We start from the raw sequence: 16,648 nt of genomic DNA, 5'->3' as shown, positions 1-16,648 counted from the left end.
GAACACGACGATGAAGCTACTACGCATGTTTGCGGCTGTACTCATGCTCACCGGCATTCTTGCGGGCTGCTTGGCCACTCTATTGTTGGTGCTTTTGATGGTGCGGTTCCCACCACTGCTGATCGCCGTACTGCTGGCGTGTTGGATGTTCTGCCGTCTCTTAAAGGCATTGGCACCCAAGCCAGCAGCGGCAGATGCCACCACGGCAGCACCGAAATAACCCTACGTCTGAGGAGCGTCAGGCATGCACTAGCGCCTCAATAGGAAACATAACGATGAACAGACAGTGTTTGATCTGCGACTCCAGCGCCGTGCTGACACGTGACGCCGCCAAAGGGCTGACCTTGCTGATCGGGTTGTTTAATGGCGCAATCGAGGGTGCTCAACGTCCGCATGAAAGGAGCGGCCAGTTCGCTCTTCTCAGCGGGCTGGCCGCAGTTGTGTCTGCTTATCCAGCGGCCAGAAAAGAGGCAGATGAGGTTGTGCGGTTCCACTTCGCCGGCTTTGACTCTCTCTGCCTACGCTGTGGTGCTTTGTTCAACGAGGCAGCCGAAATCAAGGAGCGGCTTAACCCCGGCTGAGGCGCGCCACCAAACTCTCCACAAACTCCAACACCAGCGTACGGTCACCTGAGTCCAGCACGGATAACAGCCCCTGCAGTCGACGTGCCTGATCCTCCTGACGCGTGCTGCCCTCAGTTAGCAGGTCAGCAGTCTCGCAGCCGAAGACCGTCGCCAGCTCAATTAAGCGTTCGATGTTAGGCATCACAACGCCACGCTCAATACGGGATACGGCCTCGCTTCCAATCCCGAGCTTTTCCGCAACCTGCTCCTGACTCAACTTGCTGCGAATGCGCTGGCGCGCAATGGCTTGCCCAACAAACTCCGCTAGCTGCTTCGATTTGGTTTTTGACATTTCACCCTCCAGGACAACCCGGATGGTTGAGCATCAACCCATTGAAATGAAGGACTCGTCAAACCGAGACCCAACCTATTAGGTTGATATTTGACTTTTATTTAGCCCGCTATTGCATACAAGGAGCTCAGAAAAACCATGATCGTTGTAACCGGCCTAAACGAAGCACAGATTGAAGGTCTCGTGAAAAGCAAAGCGACCTTCGAGATCCATGGTCTCAGGGGAAATTTCATGGCAGGCATCAAACTGGTCGAAACCAAGATTGAAAGCCAGGGGCTGAAGTGTCGAGTCAAAAGCGATGTGAAAAGTGCAGTGGTACAAGGCGGCGCGCTGGGTGCCGTATTCAGCGTCCTGACAACACCCGCCACATTGACCATCGCGACATTAACGGCCGCAGCAGGAGTAGGTCATACGCTCGTTACCTACAACCCCGATTACGAAATCATCAAGGACTACGTCAACAAGCAGCTCAAGGTTGTTTACAAGCAATAGCAGCCTGTTCAAGACCTCTTTCTCTCTCACCTTCATAGTAAGAAACAGACCATGAAACGTATTTTTAGCATTCTCCTTCTCGCGCTCTGCGCCCAAGCCAACGCTGAAATCTCCGCGTACCAAGGTACAGCGGCTTTCTTTCCCGACGAAAAATCGACGCACAACCTCCCGGAGGCAATTCCATGCGTCACCCGCCCAGCTGCAACGGGTCAACCGATGCTCTTTTGTACTTGGCTCACCAGCACGCGCTACGTAGATATCTGGGACGCTCAGCGCCAGCAAAACGTTCGTATCACCAATAAGGTCAATGGCATGTGTCAGCGAGGCAATTGTCGAATGCAAGGTGCGGAGGTAGGTCACTGGAAGGAGAACACTCCGTTCCAACTCTCTATTTGGTATCGCATAGGCAGTAGCACCGATGGCAAGCCAGTTGCCTACCGCACCGACACGACTCGGCAAGTATCGTACGTTGAAGCTGGCAGTCTCTTGATGAAGTTCTATCTGGATTCAGGCGTCCCCGACAATGAACTCGTTTCGACCTTCGATAAGCGCTACATCGGTGGCTGGGTCGCGTGGAATCAGGAGAAAAACGGAACTGCATCAACAACGACGAAGACCCCAGCCGCTCCTCAGTCCGAATGGCCAGAAGTCAAAACCGCCTGGTGCAACCCGCGAGCTGATGACGACTGCTATATCAACAACAAGAAGGTACCAGTCGCTGAGCTAGGTAAATGGTTACCCGATATCAGCGAATCAAATGCCGATCAGCTAGGCGGTCACTGTGAAACCATCCTCTGCTTCGACAAAGATGACCAGCCGATGGGTTATCTGCTGCAATAATGATCCTGAGTACTGTCGGACCAGTGAAAAGCACAGTCGGCTTGGTAAACCTGACAATAGGGGGCATACGCCCCTTATTGGTTTAACTTCAATATTTTTTTGGCCAAGTGCATAGCTGAGCAGATATTCACCTTGCGCCTATGATGGGGATGCTCTTTTTTCGTCAGTCGGGCAAAATCTACGCCTCATTGAGCTTGCATCCGAAACCTATGAAACTGCTTAACACCTACGACGACCGCGACGAAGCTGAAGAGGCTGCGGAAAGGCTAACAGGCCAGAAGCGTCTGGCCAGCGAACGCGACGCCAGCGTGGTCATCTACAACCTGTTCGGTATTCCCAACTGGGGAAATTTCCATCGGCTAGGAATGTACAATCTGAGCGTACTGAAAAACCTACTTGACTGCCGTGCTACATGGAATGAAACCAACAGAACCCAACATGGCGAGATCATCACGACGTTAAAAACAGTGTCTAAAAACTACGGAATAGAAGTACCTGAACATTGGCTATGAAAGCAAAAATCAGTGGTTCTCAATTTACTCACGAAAAACATCCACCTTGGTTTCAAGGCATTTTCGCAAGCTCAAGTCATTCGCACCCACCTCAAACCAGCCACCCGGCTTTTGGTAAAAATCCAAGCCTCGCCCGACTTTGATGACCCAGCCGTTGTCCAAGCGGATTTCCCGATCGTGCAAGTTCGGGTTGAGTTTGACCTCTAGCTCCACATCCATCTCGAGCAAGCTCTGCTTCAACTCTTCCAGCTTCTCTGCAATATCGGCCAGCTGCGTGTTGTCGTCGTAACCGGTAATGAGGTTGATCTTTTTCACCGTTCCGGCCTTTAAGACGCACTCACAAAAGCGAACGAAATTCTGGATCTGATGCTGAAGGCGAATGTAAGGGTCTTCAATGACTACCGTCTTTGCTCCTCGCAGGTAGGGGCCAATGATCGATTCGTAGCTGTGGCCGACGTCACCGTACATAATCGTGAAGTGCTTCTCCACCAACTCTTCTGGAACAACAGGGGTGACGACAGGGGGAGTTGCTTCGACTTTGATAGCAGGCTCGGGCACCCGCGGCTCTTGCGTAGCCTCTGTTGCAACGTCACGCTCAGGTGAAAGTTTGTCGTTGAGCTGCCGTCTAAACGGTTGCTGCGTAGCTGCAGCATCCTTCGATTCGGGACAATAGACAACAACTTCTTGCCCCAGCGCATTAAGGAATGAGAGATCGATGCGCGCAAACTCATCATCGGGTTTGCGTTTATTCATCTGTTCCTTCACACGTCGACGGCACTCAACTGCGTAGGCTACATATTCTTCGAACTCCTCATCGGTCGGAGAACCGGTAGGGTGAAGAATCTTCAGGAAGGCACAGACGGTCTTCTTGATGCCTTTTTCATCACGGCCCTCAACACTCTTGCCAAGTCGGATGCGTTTGCTGACTTCTTCGTACCGATTGGTGTGCTTGAACTGGTAGTGGAATGCTTCCGCCAGGTAGTCAGTAATGAACCCGTAGCTACTGGTTAGAAATTCACTGCTGTTCTTGGGCATTTCCCAGCCAGGTATGTAGGCTGCGAATCGATCCATGATCGCCAAGTCAAACTCAGCGGGCAATGGTTGGAAAAGATCATGCTCAACCGAGTTAACTACTTGGCTGATGGAGAGATCGAAATTGCCAACAAAGCTAAGGCTGGCATCAGCGATCACTTCAGCGCCACGCGAAAAGCGACCATTCGCCATGAAATCCTTCATGATTTGAATGGTGTCCGGATCTTTGACTTTGATGCCGCCTACTTCGTCGAAAGCCACGGTATCCCAAAACCCAACCAGACCAACCTTACGGCGTGCGTTGTTGTAGAACAGCGCCGATTTGGTCGCCTGTCCGCCTGAAATCAATGTGGCGTAGGGCGAAAATTCACTGAAGAAATACGACTTCCCCGTGCCGCGTGGCCCAAGCTCAATGTAGTTGTAATTGGGTTCGACGAGAGCAGCCAAGCGCGCAATAAAGTGCATGCACACGCGCTTTGATAGCTTTGTTGGCTCCAAGCCAACGGTGCGCAAAATCGCCGCAATCCACTCGTCACGGGTGAACTGAGTACGACCATCACAGTAGCGGTCAAAATCAAAGCGGCTGATCTGGATGGGGCGCAGGTCTTCAATATAAAACGCGTAGTCGTCTTCTTCGATCGCGTTATGTGCCAACGTCACCTCAGCCCAAATTCCGCCCTCCAGTAGGCGGTCATTGTCTCGATAGAACTTCTCGCCAATAGCGATACGCTGTGAATTGAAGTTCTCCAATGAGGCCCAGTGGCGCTTTTCCTTCTCGACATACCGAACATGGACCTTGTCGATAAAGCGATGCTTGCCTTTGGTTGCCACCTTTGACTGCGCGGCATTGGCCTCGTCAGGCTTTACATAGTTGTCTTGTAGGCTGGCGAGCACCGCCTCCATGCCCGCATCCATTTCAGCCTGATCATCACTCGCACAAAAGCGCGCAAGCAAAAACTCCAGCACGAAGGTAGGGACGTTGGTTCCCTTCTTAATCCGATGGAGTAAATCTTTGCGCAGTACCTTGCCATCAAAGGTGGCGGTAAGCTTTTGATCGAGCTCATTCATCGTTTTTACACCGCATAGTCGGTTGCCAGGTCAAGTTGGCAGTACACCGTATAAGTCGTTGGATGCAAAGCCTTGATCTTGAATTTCCCCTCGAAATCCATTTGCATCTTGATCGTGACTTGAACCTTATCACCTGGCTTCAACGACAATGTTCCTGTTGCAGGATTCACTGCACCTCCGGCCTTCGCTTCACCCACCACTTCGCCCTTGCTGTCGTGTGCCTCCAGCAAAATCTCGAACTCGTTTTCAGTCGAGAATATGTCTGCCGTTTCAACTGCAAGGTCAATCACGGGCATACGTGTAGTGATCGCCTTGGCGCCGTTCTTGTAGCTCATCGCCACAGATGCTTTATGCAGTGTCGGTTGATTGGAGGTTTTCAACTGCATCGTTATCACCGGCACCACGCATTCCTGCAAAGAAATGCCACCGTGATAATAGAGCAAACCACTGCGATAGGCCGCCAACGAATGTGGCGCAGTGAACTTGGCAAAGTCACCGCGAATGCCCATTTTCTCGGCTGAGACCACTAGGTGATTGCTGTCGCCAGCACCATCACCCAGCGCGCACCGGTCATGAATGCCAATCCAGTTGCCAGCGGGCTTGCTGCAGACATCGCCCGCACCAGCGTGGGTGTTCATGAAAAAGCCGTGATCGGTCGCGATCACCACCTCATGAAAGCCACGCTCTTTCAGCTTATGAATTGCGACTCGAATGCGTTTGAGTGCATTGGTAATCTCTGCAGGGGCGGTGTCAGGATGGTTCTCAAAGTGGCTATCTATCTCTACAGCGCGCAACACCAACAAATCGGTTTCAGGCGAGAAATCGAAACGCCCGCGAACAAAGTCTTCCAGACGCCCCTCTTCAAAGCGCTGGCCGTATTTCCTCCGAAACACATCCATGCGCTGCGCAACAGTTTCCACCACCTGGTCACCCAGCATTGGCACCAGACTCTGTTCGTCATTCTTGATACGAAGCTGCTGGCCAGCCCCGGGCAACAAGCTGGCCATACCTACTGGCGTGATGCTTGGTAGCTGCGCCATGGCAGCCTGCACCTCAACTTGTCCGTCTTCCGTCAACTGTCGTTCCAGCGCCACGCCCAATTCGTAGCGAAGCGCATCAATCATGAAGTACGCCACCTTGTGGCCGTTCTTTTGCAGCTTGGGCGCAACAATGCGGTCAAACACATCGGTATTCGATAGCTGCCCAGCCAACGGCCAGCCACTTTGCTGCACGTGACGAGTGAAGATCAACTGCACCTTCTCGACCAGTTTGCCGTACTGCTTACGAACCTGCTGCTTGACTGGCGTCATTACACCTTGCGCGTCTTGCCAGTCGTAATCGCTAACTGCCTGTTCGAACTCGCGATGCAAGCGATCAGCTTCACGCAGACTGCTCACATAAAAGGTCAACAGCACATCAAGATTGCGTGCGTTGTCCGAAAGCTGCCGCTCCATGTCGTCGCAGGTTTGAAGCAACTCAGTAGCCGATCGAATCAAATCCCACTGGGCACGGCTCTCGCCTTTGCCCGTCCACACCGATTGCTGATGGCGCTCCGAGATGCTCCTCACCCGGTCGATGTCATCACGTAGGATGCCTTCGATCGCCCGACTCAAAAACGTACGTTCCTCAAACGGGAAGGTGTCCCGGTCGCCCAAATCAGACCAGCTACCAAATTGGCTGACCAGGTTGAGATCCCTCTCAATTTCTTCTGCGCGGTCGATATAGACACTCTGCGTGCGGCGATCATTGCGCAGCAAATCGCACAGGTATTCAATCAACGGCTTCGCCTGCGTTTCGGCTCGCGGTACATCGTTCAAACTGGCAGGCAATGCACCAGGCAGATCAAAAACAAACTCGCTGAACAAAACAAAACGCCAAAGTTCGTTGGCAACCGAGTCCCATGTCTTTCCCCTAGTCTTCAATGACAGGCCCATGCTGTTGCGGAGCAAATCACGCGCCTCTGTCACCCAGCTATCGCTGCCTTTCAATGCCACTTGCTGCGCATCGTTTGGCACAAGCAGCGAGAACAGAATGTCTCGGGCGGACTCGACTGCCAGTAGCGCACGCAAGTTGGGCCAGCCCAAGCCGCCGCCAATAGCATCCACCACCGCAAAACTAGGCGAAGCATCCTGCTCAAAGATGGCCCGAATGGCCATGGTCTGATCTGGTTTCGCCTTCAGGCATAGGCTCTCAAAGCTATCACCATCCCCTTCGGGAAAAATCGACCCTGCTGCGGCAATGGGCGCGAAGGGATCAGCCTGCCTTTCTTCATCGCTCTCGGGCGCTTTTGCAGGCACATAGACCAGTATTCCAGCGAGCTGCCGATCAATCACATCACGCAAGCCCTGCATCGCAGCTATCCGACTCTCAATGCTGCTCTTTGAAGCATCCACAACCAGCAGTTTTTCGTCGGCCAACCCTTTGCAAACATCTTGGTAATGCCCGGCAGGGTCATACACCACGAGACTGCCTGTCTTCTGCAATCGAGGACGAAGAATTTTGTTCTGAATGAATTCGGCAATGCTCATGAGCTGCTCCTTAGGCTCAGGATGGACTTCACCTCCTTGAGCATCTTGTCTGTTCGTGCCGTCATCGCGGCCTCATTCCATTCGGTGCGAGTGGCCAAATCAGCGTTCAGATAAAGCCCATTGCGATACCCGATGAAATCGTCCTTGTCGTTCTGGCGATCTCGCTTCTTGATGAATTCCATCGTGCCGAGTTTGGAGTTGTACCCACTCAGGGTTAAGTTGCCGAGTTGGTGGGCGCAGCGCTGGCGTATGGCATCAGCAGTGTCCTTGCTGTTGAGCTCCAGCATGGCCACCCAGCCTGGACCAAGGTTTTCTGTCTTGGGCAAGATGTGCTCAACCGTGAAAACGGGGCGATCGTTTGCGTCGTGTGCCCACAAATCGCGCGTGTTCTCGCGAGTCTGGTGTACTTCTTCCAGCTTGCACAACATGAAACGTGTGGCCTCGTAGTTATCGAGGTAAACATCGCCCTTCAGGCGCGCATCACACACATCCTCTGGTGCCGCACGAGCCACCAACCAATCACTGGCCTGCGCCACAAACTCTTCGAGCTTGCTAATCGAGCCATTGCGAATCTGCTTCAGCAGCTCGCCTATCAATTGCACAAACATCGGGTCTAGCTCACGGGTTGGCGGCGTGTCGGTAAGATTCCGCCAAAAAAACCATTTAGTGAGCAAAGAGGCTATTTGGCCTAGTGCCAGGCCTTCATCCCAACTCCGACTTCTAGCGACCTGACTCACCCACAGTAAAAATGCATAGGCAGGTGCTGTACCGAGGTGCTGTAAATCCAACAGTCGATTTTTTGTATCTTCAGACCAAACACAATCATCACTATCCGGATAATGAAGTAAGGAATAGGTCTTTCCTTTTTCTAATAGCTGCCCGATAAACCACACCGGATGACGCCGCAAAATAGCGTCATAAATGGTGATCAGATTTGATCTCGTCGCCCTTGGACATCCTTTAACTTCTACGCGCCTCAAATACTTGAATATATTGTATAAATGCCGCAGGAACCGCTCCTGTAGCGCTGGCTCATCGAGCCAGTAAATCAGCTCTTTCCACTTATCAAACGCTCGGTCAATGCCGTAGTCAGGACGTTTGTCGAGTTCTGCCAGCAAATTGTTCTTGATGATGTCGATGGCCGATAGCGGAATGCCCCGGTTGTTGATCGACTCGAACAACATAAACGCGTCTGAGTGGCTTTGAACCTCAATCTTGACCAGGATCGCCGACTTGAGTTTTTCCAACAGTTCCATGGCCTGAGCAATGGTCAATGGCATAAGGCGTTCGCGGAAATACTTGTAGGCCTTCGCGATACGGCGATTCCCAAAGTTGGCCAGCCCTTTCGGTGCAGTGACAAGTTTTGGAAAAAGCTCACTCAGAATCCGCTGAAAGTCTGTTTTGTTCTGCATCTGCTCGCTGGGCTCAAACCGCCACTGGCTGTTTGCCTTGATGAAGATGCGGTTCTTCAGGTTCACGATCTCGACGTTGAAGTCGTCATCCGGCTCAGGGTTCGTCTTCAGCTTCTCGTACAGCGCACAGAACAGCAGGCTAATGGTAGTAAAGCGCTGCTGGCCATCGATCAACTCCAGCCTGCTTCCTGCCATAGAGTCCGTCTGCCCGTTGACACAAATGATCGACCCCAAGAAGTGGCCAGAAGGTGACTCATTCAAATCGTTGAACAGCGCATCCCAGTTCGACCACCCCCAAACGTACTCACGTTGGTATTTTGGGATGAAGAACGAGGTCGCCCCATCCGGGTTGAAGTAAAAACTGACGGGGAATGCTTTGACGTCCTGGATCATTCCTCACCCCCAGCCTTCTTTTTTCCGCGCGTTTTCTTGGGAGCGGCCTCTGGCTCCACGTACAGCTCTTCAAGCCCATGCGCGATGGCGAGGGATTTGTCGTTCTTGCACTTCTCGCGCACTCGTTCGGGCCAGTAGGCCGTGGCCAGGCGCGCCCAGTCGTAATCACCTTTTTCCAGCTTGCCCCAGGTGTCTTTCAACACCTTTTGCCAGGGCTTGTGGCGGAACAGCGGCCAAAGCGGCGCGGCGGTGATTTGCACACCGTCGTCGTGGTTGGGCTGGAAGGTCGGCGCGATCTTGAGCAAGTTGTCGCGCAGATCGGTCAACTCTTGCTCGAAGGTTTGCAACGTTTCGTACTGCTTTTCCTCATCACGAGAACGGCCGCTGCCCGTAATGCGCAACTCTGCGCACTCACGGCTGACTTGCGTCAGCTTCCCGTTGGGGCCGTCGAGGAAATCATTCACCGCTGAGAACAGCGTTTGATTACTCAAGGATGGATAATAGACCCACAACGTGTAACTACCCGATGCAGTAGAAAGCGGCCAATAGACTGGGGCTGATCGCCTTCCTTTTGAATACCTATCCCGATGATCCGCGAAGAACCCATTTGGTCTTACCAAATACGAACGAAGACTCTCCTCACCAATATGCTCCAATATAGCGGACTCGATGACATCAGCATCTTCATTCCATATCTTTCTCAAATATGATCGTATCAACCCAGATGCATCAAGCGGCGCACCCGGGTCATCAACAAGAACCACATTGCGAGCATCAACATCTAAAAAATGGTAGTTAATCTTCTCGAAAGGATTTCCAGCGCATAAATTTTCAAGATCAGAATCAAACTCGCCAACTGACCAACGTCCTACAGCGCAGCCAAAAAGGTACGAAACAAGTTCTCGCGCCCAGTCATATGACGTACAAAATTTCTCAACAAACGCTCTTGGCCGGTCATCTCCAGATGAGGAAAAACTTGAAATATTCGTAGCCTTCGCCGCACACTTATCAACCAACCGGTCTATCTCAGCAATCTTTTTAAAATATATGTCAACCCAACCGCTTAGTAGTTTATTTACTTCCCACGGCTTCGCTATTTTGCTAAATGGCGAATTATATATTTCTGACTGTTCAGAAGTGCGAGAAATTTTCGACGCTGCTTCCCAACATTCTTTAGCCGCATCTCCAGCCAGTCGCAACTCTTCAGAATTAAGCGGCGGGCAAGGCAGGTTGGAGACGTAGCCTGCCAATTTGTGCTGCCCACAAAATAGATTGAGCAGCTGCTGACCTAGTGATGAGTTTAAATAAGCCAATAAAGGCCAAAGATACACATCATCAGTAGGAAATGCGCAATGTCCTTCATGGGAAAATATACTTCCGGCCGGCAAAGGGTAAGCATACATATAGTCGGTTCTTTTGCCCCAACCAATTCCCGGCTTTCCGAACCATTGCTCAGATTCAAGTCTGAACCCAGAAAGCGGGCGGTATTGAGACCAGCCGTCATCACGATAACCAACCAAAAGCCCATCAGTAATTATTGGTGAATATGCCCCCCCGTTGTTCAAGGTCCACCACTTTTGTGCCCCCAAGTCCGAGCTCACCTCCCACCACAATCTAAAAAACCTAAATGTGTCGCCTGGAGTGTACCCACGACGGGTCTTACAGAACGATGGATCTATACCAGGCCACAAAGTGAACAACGAAACAAATGCGGGCGGAGCTTCATGGGCGATAGCCTTTCCTGGGAAATTGTCGAAAAACCTTCTATCTACTGAATTGATCTGCGGGGCAGAGGGATGTTCTTTCAAAGAAAAAGGATTGGAGAACTGACTAACTACAGTGCGTAGCAAGTCTCCTTTCTCATCTAATGGCGATTCTTGCAAGTCGAGCGTATTCACGATGTCGGTGCTCAACGCACTTAATGTGAATGCGCAAGCAGCAACATTCGCATCATCAAGCACTCCCCAACCTAGATCAACTAAATTAGCCAATTGCAGATCGCCATCCAGTACCAACTCCCGAAGGTCTTCGTAATCAGTCTTCTTCAGCCATGTATTGTCAGTTATAGCGCCGACAAAGCCTAGTTTAGACAGCGAAATCGCTCGTGCAATGAAAGTACAAAAAAGATTATTTGCATGTTTTCCATATCGGTTGCTTAAGTAGCCAGACCATTCAGTGGAACCATCACCAAAAGGGGGATTCATAACCACTACATCGAACACCTCACTACATAGATCTATCAGCCGTAATCCCTGAAGGGCATCCTGCGCAAATAGACGCCCTTGATAAGTTGAATGGGAAGCCTGGGTAAACTCGGTCAGCGCCGCACGCAAGCGAGCCTCGGCATTCAGCCAGCTCTCCTGTTCCTGCTCGGCAAACAGGCCAGTGCCCTTGCCCACATAAACCTGACGGATCAGGCTCGGCAACTCGTGTTCAACTTGGAGCAGCACTCCCAGCTCTGGCAGGCCCTTGAGCAATTGCAGGGTCTTCTCGAACAGTTCGGCGTCACGCTGATCCAGATTAGCTGCAAACTGATGGCGCAATTCACGTTCTGCTGGCGGCGCAACGGCCGCCACTACGTGGCCCTGCCCTATACGTGGACGGTCTTTGGCTTTGACACCTGCTTCATGCCAGGCACGCTGCGCCCTCAACCATAGCGCCAAGGAAGCGATCTGGGCGGCACGCGGATCAATGTCCACACCGTAGATGTTGTGCTCGATGATCAAACGAGGTAAATCGCGCGTAAAAGCAGCTTCGTCTTCGTAGGTACGGCAGAGTGGCTTGAGCGCGGCTTGGGGTTGCGTGGAAACATCCAACGAGCCCGGGCCGTTTTGCTGCTCCCAAGCCCAGGTTTCTCGGTAAATCTCCAGAAAGAGATCGAAGGCATACAGGCCAAAGTGCATAGAGCCGCAAGCCGGATCCAGCAGCTTAAGTGTGCGCGGGTCGCGCACTTTACTTGAAGCCTGCGGTTGCTCATCAGGTTTTACCAGCAAGTATTGGCAACGGTCGCGCAGTTCGGTTTGCCCACCTGTGTCGTTGAACCATAGGCGGCCCAGGGTGTTGTCCACCAAAAACTCCACCACATAGCGCGGCGTGAAGAACTGGTTGCGAACGGCCAGCTCGCGGCTATTGCGTGGTGCTTGACTGGCATCGCGCATGGCCTTGCGCTCTTCTTTGGAATTGAAGTATTGGTAGATCCAACCAATGGTTTCGTCTTCGGCCCAAAGTGGCTCAACTTCAAAGTGGTTGAGCTCGCCCAGCACCGCCCGTAGGGCGGTCTCGCGCGGGAATAGCAAACCATTGGCGGCATAGCGATCAAATAGGGCGGGCAGCTCTTGTGTCAGCTCATCAAACACGCTGAACAGATAAACCTGGTACGCCTGGCCGGTTTCACCCAGGGCGTTACCGGCGATCTTACTGTAGAGCTGGTAGCCACGCGATTGGTAGCCTTTGCTGACCGATTCAATTAGTTGTCCACGCGCTTCCATCATTAGCAGTGCTGCCAAACGGTTGAGCACGGTAAAAGCCTGCTCGCGCACCACACGGTCGAGCACTGCGATGCGGTGATCGGTGTCGTCGGCATCCGCGCCCAGGTAGTGCGCCAGAGTTTGGCGCAGCACTTGAGCCGTGTGGCGCTGGCGATCGTCCAGATGGATAAGCCGCGCCATGGGCGTGACATCACCGGTCTTGGGGTCTAGGCCATAGGCCTGCTGAAGCTGGATGCTAAACTCCTCGGACAACAGACTACGACAAGTGTTAACCAGCTTTTGCAGGCGGCCTCGTGTGGATTGATCGAAAGCCATTTATTCGTCCTGCAGTTCGAGGTTGACGGCGAAGGCATGTGCATACTTCAGCTCGCCACGCAGTTGTTGCAGCTGCGTGATCAGCGCATCCAGATCATCCATGGTGGTGATCTTGGTGCGCGCTTTGATACTGCGCGCGATGGCTGGTTTCGGTTCATTTACAGCACTTGGTACAGGAATCTCAGCTTCAAGCTCCTCCTTAATCCGCTTCGTGCCAAGGCGCTCAATGCTGTGTTTCAAACCTTGCACTTCATCCTGCAGTTCAGAGAGCTTGTTTGTAATGGAATTGAGTCCCAACAAATCAGGCGTCACTTCCACAATCAAACGCTCTAGGCTACCCAACAGTTCAGTCTGCTCTTGCTGGGTGAGCTTGATCCACTCCGGCACCCGTTTGAGGTCAACCTCGGCCTCTTTGATGCGTGTTTTGAGCAGATCTTGCATCGCAATCACCGTATCGCGAATGCGAGCGCGAATGGTGGTGAGGCTGGTGCTGAAATCAGCCGCAAAACGATAGAAGTCGGCCTGCTGCAGGCGCTCGTCGATAAGGCTGAGAGCCTCAGCCAACTCTTCTTTTAGTGTGGCCAGCAAAGCCACATTCGGCAGATTGGCAATGGCCGAGCAGTGCTGGCGAAGATCGCGTAGCGTTTGCTCCAGGCCTTGCTCCAACTTGAGTTTGACTTCGGCAGCCCATTTGAGATTTTCAAACAGCTCTGATTGCTCGTTGCCCAAGCGTCGCGGCGCATCCGAAGCGTCGGTGAGCAGCACATCGTTAATCTCGTGAGTGAGGTTTTGCAGGCGGTCTACACCTGGCAAGTTCAGGCTGCGCAGTTTTTCAGTGAGAGGGCCGTATTGGTGCTGCAGTTGCGGAAAGAGCTTGGTGGTGACTTTGCTGATGTCGTCTTCCAGCGGCACGACGGTATCGCCAGTCAATTCAGTTAACCGGGTTGCAGCGCGTGCCAGTACGTCGTTGGTCGGACGGTCGCCGCCGCGAAGCGAAATGCCAATGATCTTGAACGTATTGTTGGTTTTGATGGCGTCGATAGCTTGTTGGCCATTGACGGTAACCTCACGTCCAGCCACCTTGAGCTTGATCTCACCTGCCAGCAGCATGGCCGCCACCAGATAGCGCAGGGTGTCAGCGGACCAACCGAAGGGCGCATCAGCAAAGGCATCAGTCAGGCGTTTGCCGTCGACTGTGCCGTTGCGATCGATGTAGTCACGGATGCTCACCATCGCCAAGTGGTCAGTGCGAATGCTGTGCCGCCCGCCTTGGGTTTGCACAAGGTTCAGAGGATCGAGAGCGCTGGTGATGCCCGACAAATTGCCGACCCGGAGGAATTTTTCAGCGAGTTCGGTTCCGGCGCGCACCGGGGCCTCAACATAGCGATCGAACACTTGCTCGGCCACTTCGCTCAAGTGTTTGCGAGCGGCATCCAGCAGCTCCGCCGCCAGCGTATCTACTGCGACAACCTGGCCACGGAAGATGAACGAACCTTGCAACAGGCTGCGCTGGATCTGTGCCCGCAGTTTGATGCTAAGGTGTTCAGCCCGGTCGGCCTGGCCGTTGCAATATTCGCGAATTTCCTGATCTGGATCGCTGCGGTAGCGGTTGGCGATCTCACGGCAGCGGTGGATGTCAGCCGTCAGTTCGTCCATTTCCGGCGTCGTGCGGCCCACTAGGTAGATGTTGAACTTGGATGAGTTGTGACGCGACTCGTCAGTGACTCGAGTGCGTGTGCTGTCGATTTCTTTGGGGTCGACCAATTCAACAATGGTTTGGATCTGGTTACGCTCACCCGCCAACGATGCGGGCACATTGCCTGCCGATTGCGCCTTAAGTCCGGTGGATACGGCATAGGAGCCGTGCAATTGGGTGGAGGGCAACGGCGCATAGACACTGGTCAACGCTTCGTTAACGATGCGACGCAGCTCAACGCCGCGCAGTGCAACTTGGCTGCGTTCCTGTTCAATGTCGTTCAGCTTTTCACTGAAGAAGCAAAGGTTGCCGTCTTGCTCGCCAAATGGAACGATGGGGTCGTTGATCAGGTCTTCGACCGCCTTCGCCACAGCCTCTCCTTGAGACGCCCCGGCGATGCTGGCGTGCATCAGGCTGGTGACGTTTTGACGAGTGATCGGCAGGTTGCCAAGGATTTGCAGAACGGCGACCGTTTTGGCGATGTTTTGATGCAACTCGGAATGCGAGAAGCGGATCTTTGTGACTTTCTCGACCGATGCGTGCAAAGAGGCGAAGGCGCGCTTGATGTCTTTATCCAGAGCATCAAACAGCGTGACGGTGGTGGCGAGCCAGCCAACGGCTTGCTCTGCAACGGCAGGTTTGCCTTCAGAGCCGTCAATCAGAATATCTTGCACCACCTTGATCGCCGAGCGCAGGCCGATGCCACCCGTGGACTTGGCCAGTGCGCCTAGCAAGTGCAGCAGGATGTCGAAATGCGCGGGAAGGAACGGGTAGAGATCGACAAAGGTCTTGCGGTCAAAATCGACACCATAGACGCGCGCATCAACAAGCTTGGTGTTCTGGCGCAGCTGCTGGCCATATTGATCAAACAATCCGCCCAATTCGGCTTCCGCTGGTGACGACTTGCCCAGCAGACGTGTGTAGCAAATTTCCTTGATATCGTTGGATTCAAGGGCGATCTGAATCGGGAAGCGGTCATTAAGCTTGAACAGTTCTGGCGAGTTGAGGGCGGCCTTCGCGTCGTCCGCCGTGAGCGTTTGTTGCGCCGTTCCGACGATCCAAACCTTGCCGTCGCCGATGTTTTTCAGGTTCTTCGCCAATCCATCGAGGTTCAGGATCAGATTGGGCCGTGGGCCAACGTACTGACCGACTTCATCGATGATGAAGATGATGTATTCCTTGCCCGATGCCTCGCGGGCAATCTCCAGCATTTCACGCACGCGGTCGTTTTCGAAAACGACGATTTCACTTGATTCGGTCGTGAACGAACTGGATGTCTTGAAAAGGGTCGGGTAAAGCTTGTGCGCAATCTCAGGAATGAGGCTGTCGACCACCAACTCGTCGTTACGGTAGTTGCTCCAGTCTTCACCGCCCGCCGCCTCTTTGAATGCATCCAGGAATTCGTTGTAACGACCTTCCTTCTTAAGCCTGCGTTCCAGCGCAGCAACCTTGAGATTGCGCGAATAACCTGCCCACTGCAGAACCTTGTAGAACAGGACCGTCGACACCTCTTCCATGGTTGCACCTGCGACCTGTTCGCTGGCTAAGTCCAACATCAGCACTGCGGCAGGAAAGCGCTTGGCTACGTTCGAAAGCAAGGACTTGGTTTGCTGACGCTTGAGGCGATCTTGGAGGTGCTGGATGAATGGAACGCCATCAATGGTGATGCGATCGTCAAATGCCAAGCCCAAATATTTGGTGAACGAGCTCTTACCCGAGCCATAGAAGCCCGACACCCAGACGCCGACTTCGTTTTCGCCACCAATGTCCATGGCGGCTTCCATCTTGAGCAGGAGATTCTCAAACTGCTGGTCGATGCTGTCGGTAACTACGTATTCCGAGATTTCCGATTTCAGGCGCGCCTCTTGTGACACGCCATAAGTGATGACCTTTTCAATGCTGCGATTGATGCTCTTGCTGGGGTCGAAGAGTTTTTTGATCGTCATGTTTTACCTCA

At 52.9% G+C, this 16,648-nt stretch carries 11 protein-coding genes; 5 read left to right on the top strand and 6 right to left on the bottom strand.

Going from position 1 to position 16,648, the window contains the following annotated elements:
• The first annotated feature begins 10 nt into the window (after positions 1-10).
• A complete protein-coding gene (locus J3P86_RS03530; RefSeq protein ID WP_434699452.1) occupies positions 11-220 on the top strand; it encodes a hypothetical protein in 210 nt (69 codons plus the stop codon).
• Positions 221-275: 55 nt separating this feature from the next.
• Positions 276-581 carry a hypothetical protein gene (locus J3P86_RS03525; RefSeq protein ID WP_434699450.1) on the top strand — a complete coding sequence of 102 codons (306 nt, stop codon included), beginning with the start codon at positions 276-278 and terminating at the stop codon, positions 579-581.
• Here the strand turns inward: J3P86_RS03525 and J3P86_RS03520 are convergent.
• On the bottom strand, positions 568-915 hold the full coding sequence (locus J3P86_RS03520) for a helix-turn-helix domain-containing protein (protein WP_017739179.1): 348 nt from the start codon (positions 913-915) through the stop codon (positions 568-570). The genes J3P86_RS03525 and J3P86_RS03520 overlap by 14 nt on opposite strands.
• 138 nt (positions 916-1,053) lie before the next feature.
• Between J3P86_RS03520 and J3P86_RS03515 the strand changes: the two genes are divergently transcribed.
• From J3P86_RS03515 to J3P86_RS03505, 3 genes are all read left to right on the top strand, one after another.
• Positions 1,054-1,407 carry a hypothetical protein gene (locus J3P86_RS03515; protein WP_434699448.1) on the top strand — a complete coding sequence of 118 codons (354 nt, stop codon included), beginning with the start codon at positions 1,054-1,056 and terminating at the stop codon, positions 1,405-1,407.
• Between the two features lie 51 nt (positions 1,408-1,458).
• On the top strand, positions 1,459-2,247 hold the full coding sequence (locus tag J3P86_RS03510) for a hypothetical protein (RefSeq protein WP_434699447.1): 789 nt from the start codon (positions 1,459-1,461) through the stop codon (positions 2,245-2,247).
• Between the two features lie 209 nt (positions 2,248-2,456).
• On the top strand, positions 2,457-2,759 hold the full coding sequence (locus J3P86_RS03505; RefSeq protein ID WP_434699445.1) for a hypothetical protein: 303 nt from the start codon (positions 2,457-2,459) through the stop codon (positions 2,757-2,759).
• A 24-nt stretch (positions 2,760-2,783) separates the two neighbouring features.
• Here the strand turns inward: J3P86_RS03505 and brxL are convergent, their stop codons facing one another.
• Genes brxL through brxC form a run of 5 tightly spaced genes read right to left on the bottom strand, consistent with a single transcriptional unit; the run spans position 2,784 to position 16,637 of the window.
• Positions 2,784-4,859: a BREX system Lon protease-like protein BrxL gene (brxL, locus tag J3P86_RS03500; RefSeq protein WP_434699443.1), complete on the bottom strand. Its 2,076-nt coding sequence runs from the start codon at positions 4,857-4,859 to the stop codon at positions 2,784-2,786.
• A gap of 5 nt (positions 4,860-4,864) precedes the next feature.
• Positions 4,865-7,387, bottom strand: coding sequence for a PglZ domain-containing protein (locus tag J3P86_RS03495; RefSeq protein ID WP_434699441.1), 2,523 nt, complete (start codon positions 7,385-7,387; stop codon positions 4,865-4,867).
• Positions 7,384-9,192, bottom strand: a complete 1,809-nt coding sequence (locus tag J3P86_RS03490; RefSeq protein ID WP_013692227.1) for a DUF262 domain-containing protein — start codon at positions 9,190-9,192, stop codon at positions 7,384-7,386. Before J3P86_RS03490 ends, J3P86_RS03495 begins: the two co-directional genes overlap by 4 nt.
• The gene (pglX, locus tag J3P86_RS03485) at positions 9,189-12,995 is read right to left on the bottom strand and encodes a BREX-1 system adenine-specific DNA-methyltransferase PglX (protein ID WP_434699439.1); all 3,807 of its coding nucleotides are present in this window, start codon (positions 12,993-12,995) and stop codon (positions 9,189-9,191) included. The genes J3P86_RS03490 and pglX overlap by 4 nt, the downstream gene beginning before the upstream one ends.
• The gene (gene brxC / locus J3P86_RS03480; protein ID WP_434699438.1) at positions 12,996-16,637 is read right to left on the bottom strand and encodes a BREX system P-loop protein BrxC; all 3,642 of its coding nucleotides are present in this window, start codon (positions 16,635-16,637) and stop codon (positions 12,996-12,998) included.
• Positions 16,638-16,648 lie beyond the last annotated feature (11 nt).

Source organism: Pseudomonas sp. D1-1 (genome assembly GCF_051132225.1).
GTDB lineage: Bacteria > Pseudomonadota > Gammaproteobacteria > Pseudomonadales > Pseudomonadaceae > Aquipseudomonas.
The sequence above is the reverse complement of the archived record's forward strand: the minus strand, read 5'-3'. Positions and strand labels throughout refer to the sequence as shown.

Coding starts and splice junctions, on each gene's coding strand:
- J3P86_RS03530 (WP_434699452.1), top strand. CDS start 11: ATGAAGCTACTACGCATGTTTGCGGCTGTACTCATGCTCACCGGCATT.
- J3P86_RS03525 (WP_434699450.1), top strand. CDS start 276: ATGAACAGACAGTGTTTGATCTGCGACTCCAGCGCCGTGCTGACACGT.
- J3P86_RS03520 (WP_017739179.1), bottom strand. CDS start 915: ATGTCAAAAACCAAATCGAAGCAGCTAGCGGAGTTTGTTGGGCAAGCC.
- J3P86_RS03515 (WP_434699448.1), top strand. CDS start 1,054: ATGATCGTTGTAACCGGCCTAAACGAAGCACAGATTGAAGGTCTCGTG.
- J3P86_RS03510 (WP_434699447.1), top strand. CDS start 1,459: ATGAAACGTATTTTTAGCATTCTCCTTCTCGCGCTCTGCGCCCAAGCC.
- J3P86_RS03505 (WP_434699445.1), top strand. CDS start 2,457: ATGAAACTGCTTAACACCTACGACGACCGCGACGAAGCTGAAGAGGCT.
- brxL (WP_434699443.1), bottom strand. CDS start 4,859: ATGAATGAGCTCGATCAAAAGCTTACCGCCACCTTTGATGGCAAGGTA.
- J3P86_RS03495 (WP_434699441.1), bottom strand. CDS start 7,387: ATGAGCATTGCCGAATTCATTCAGAACAAAATTCTTCGTCCTCGATTG.
- J3P86_RS03490 (WP_013692227.1), bottom strand. CDS start 9,192: ATGATCCAGGACGTCAAAGCATTCCCCGTCAGTTTTTACTTCAACCCG.
- pglX (WP_434699439.1), bottom strand. CDS start 12,995: ATGGCTTTCGATCAATCCACACGAGGCCGCCTGCAAAAGCTGGTTAAC.
- brxC (WP_434699438.1), bottom strand. CDS start 16,637: ATGACGATCAAAAAACTCTTCGACCCCAGCAAGAGCATCAATCGCAGC.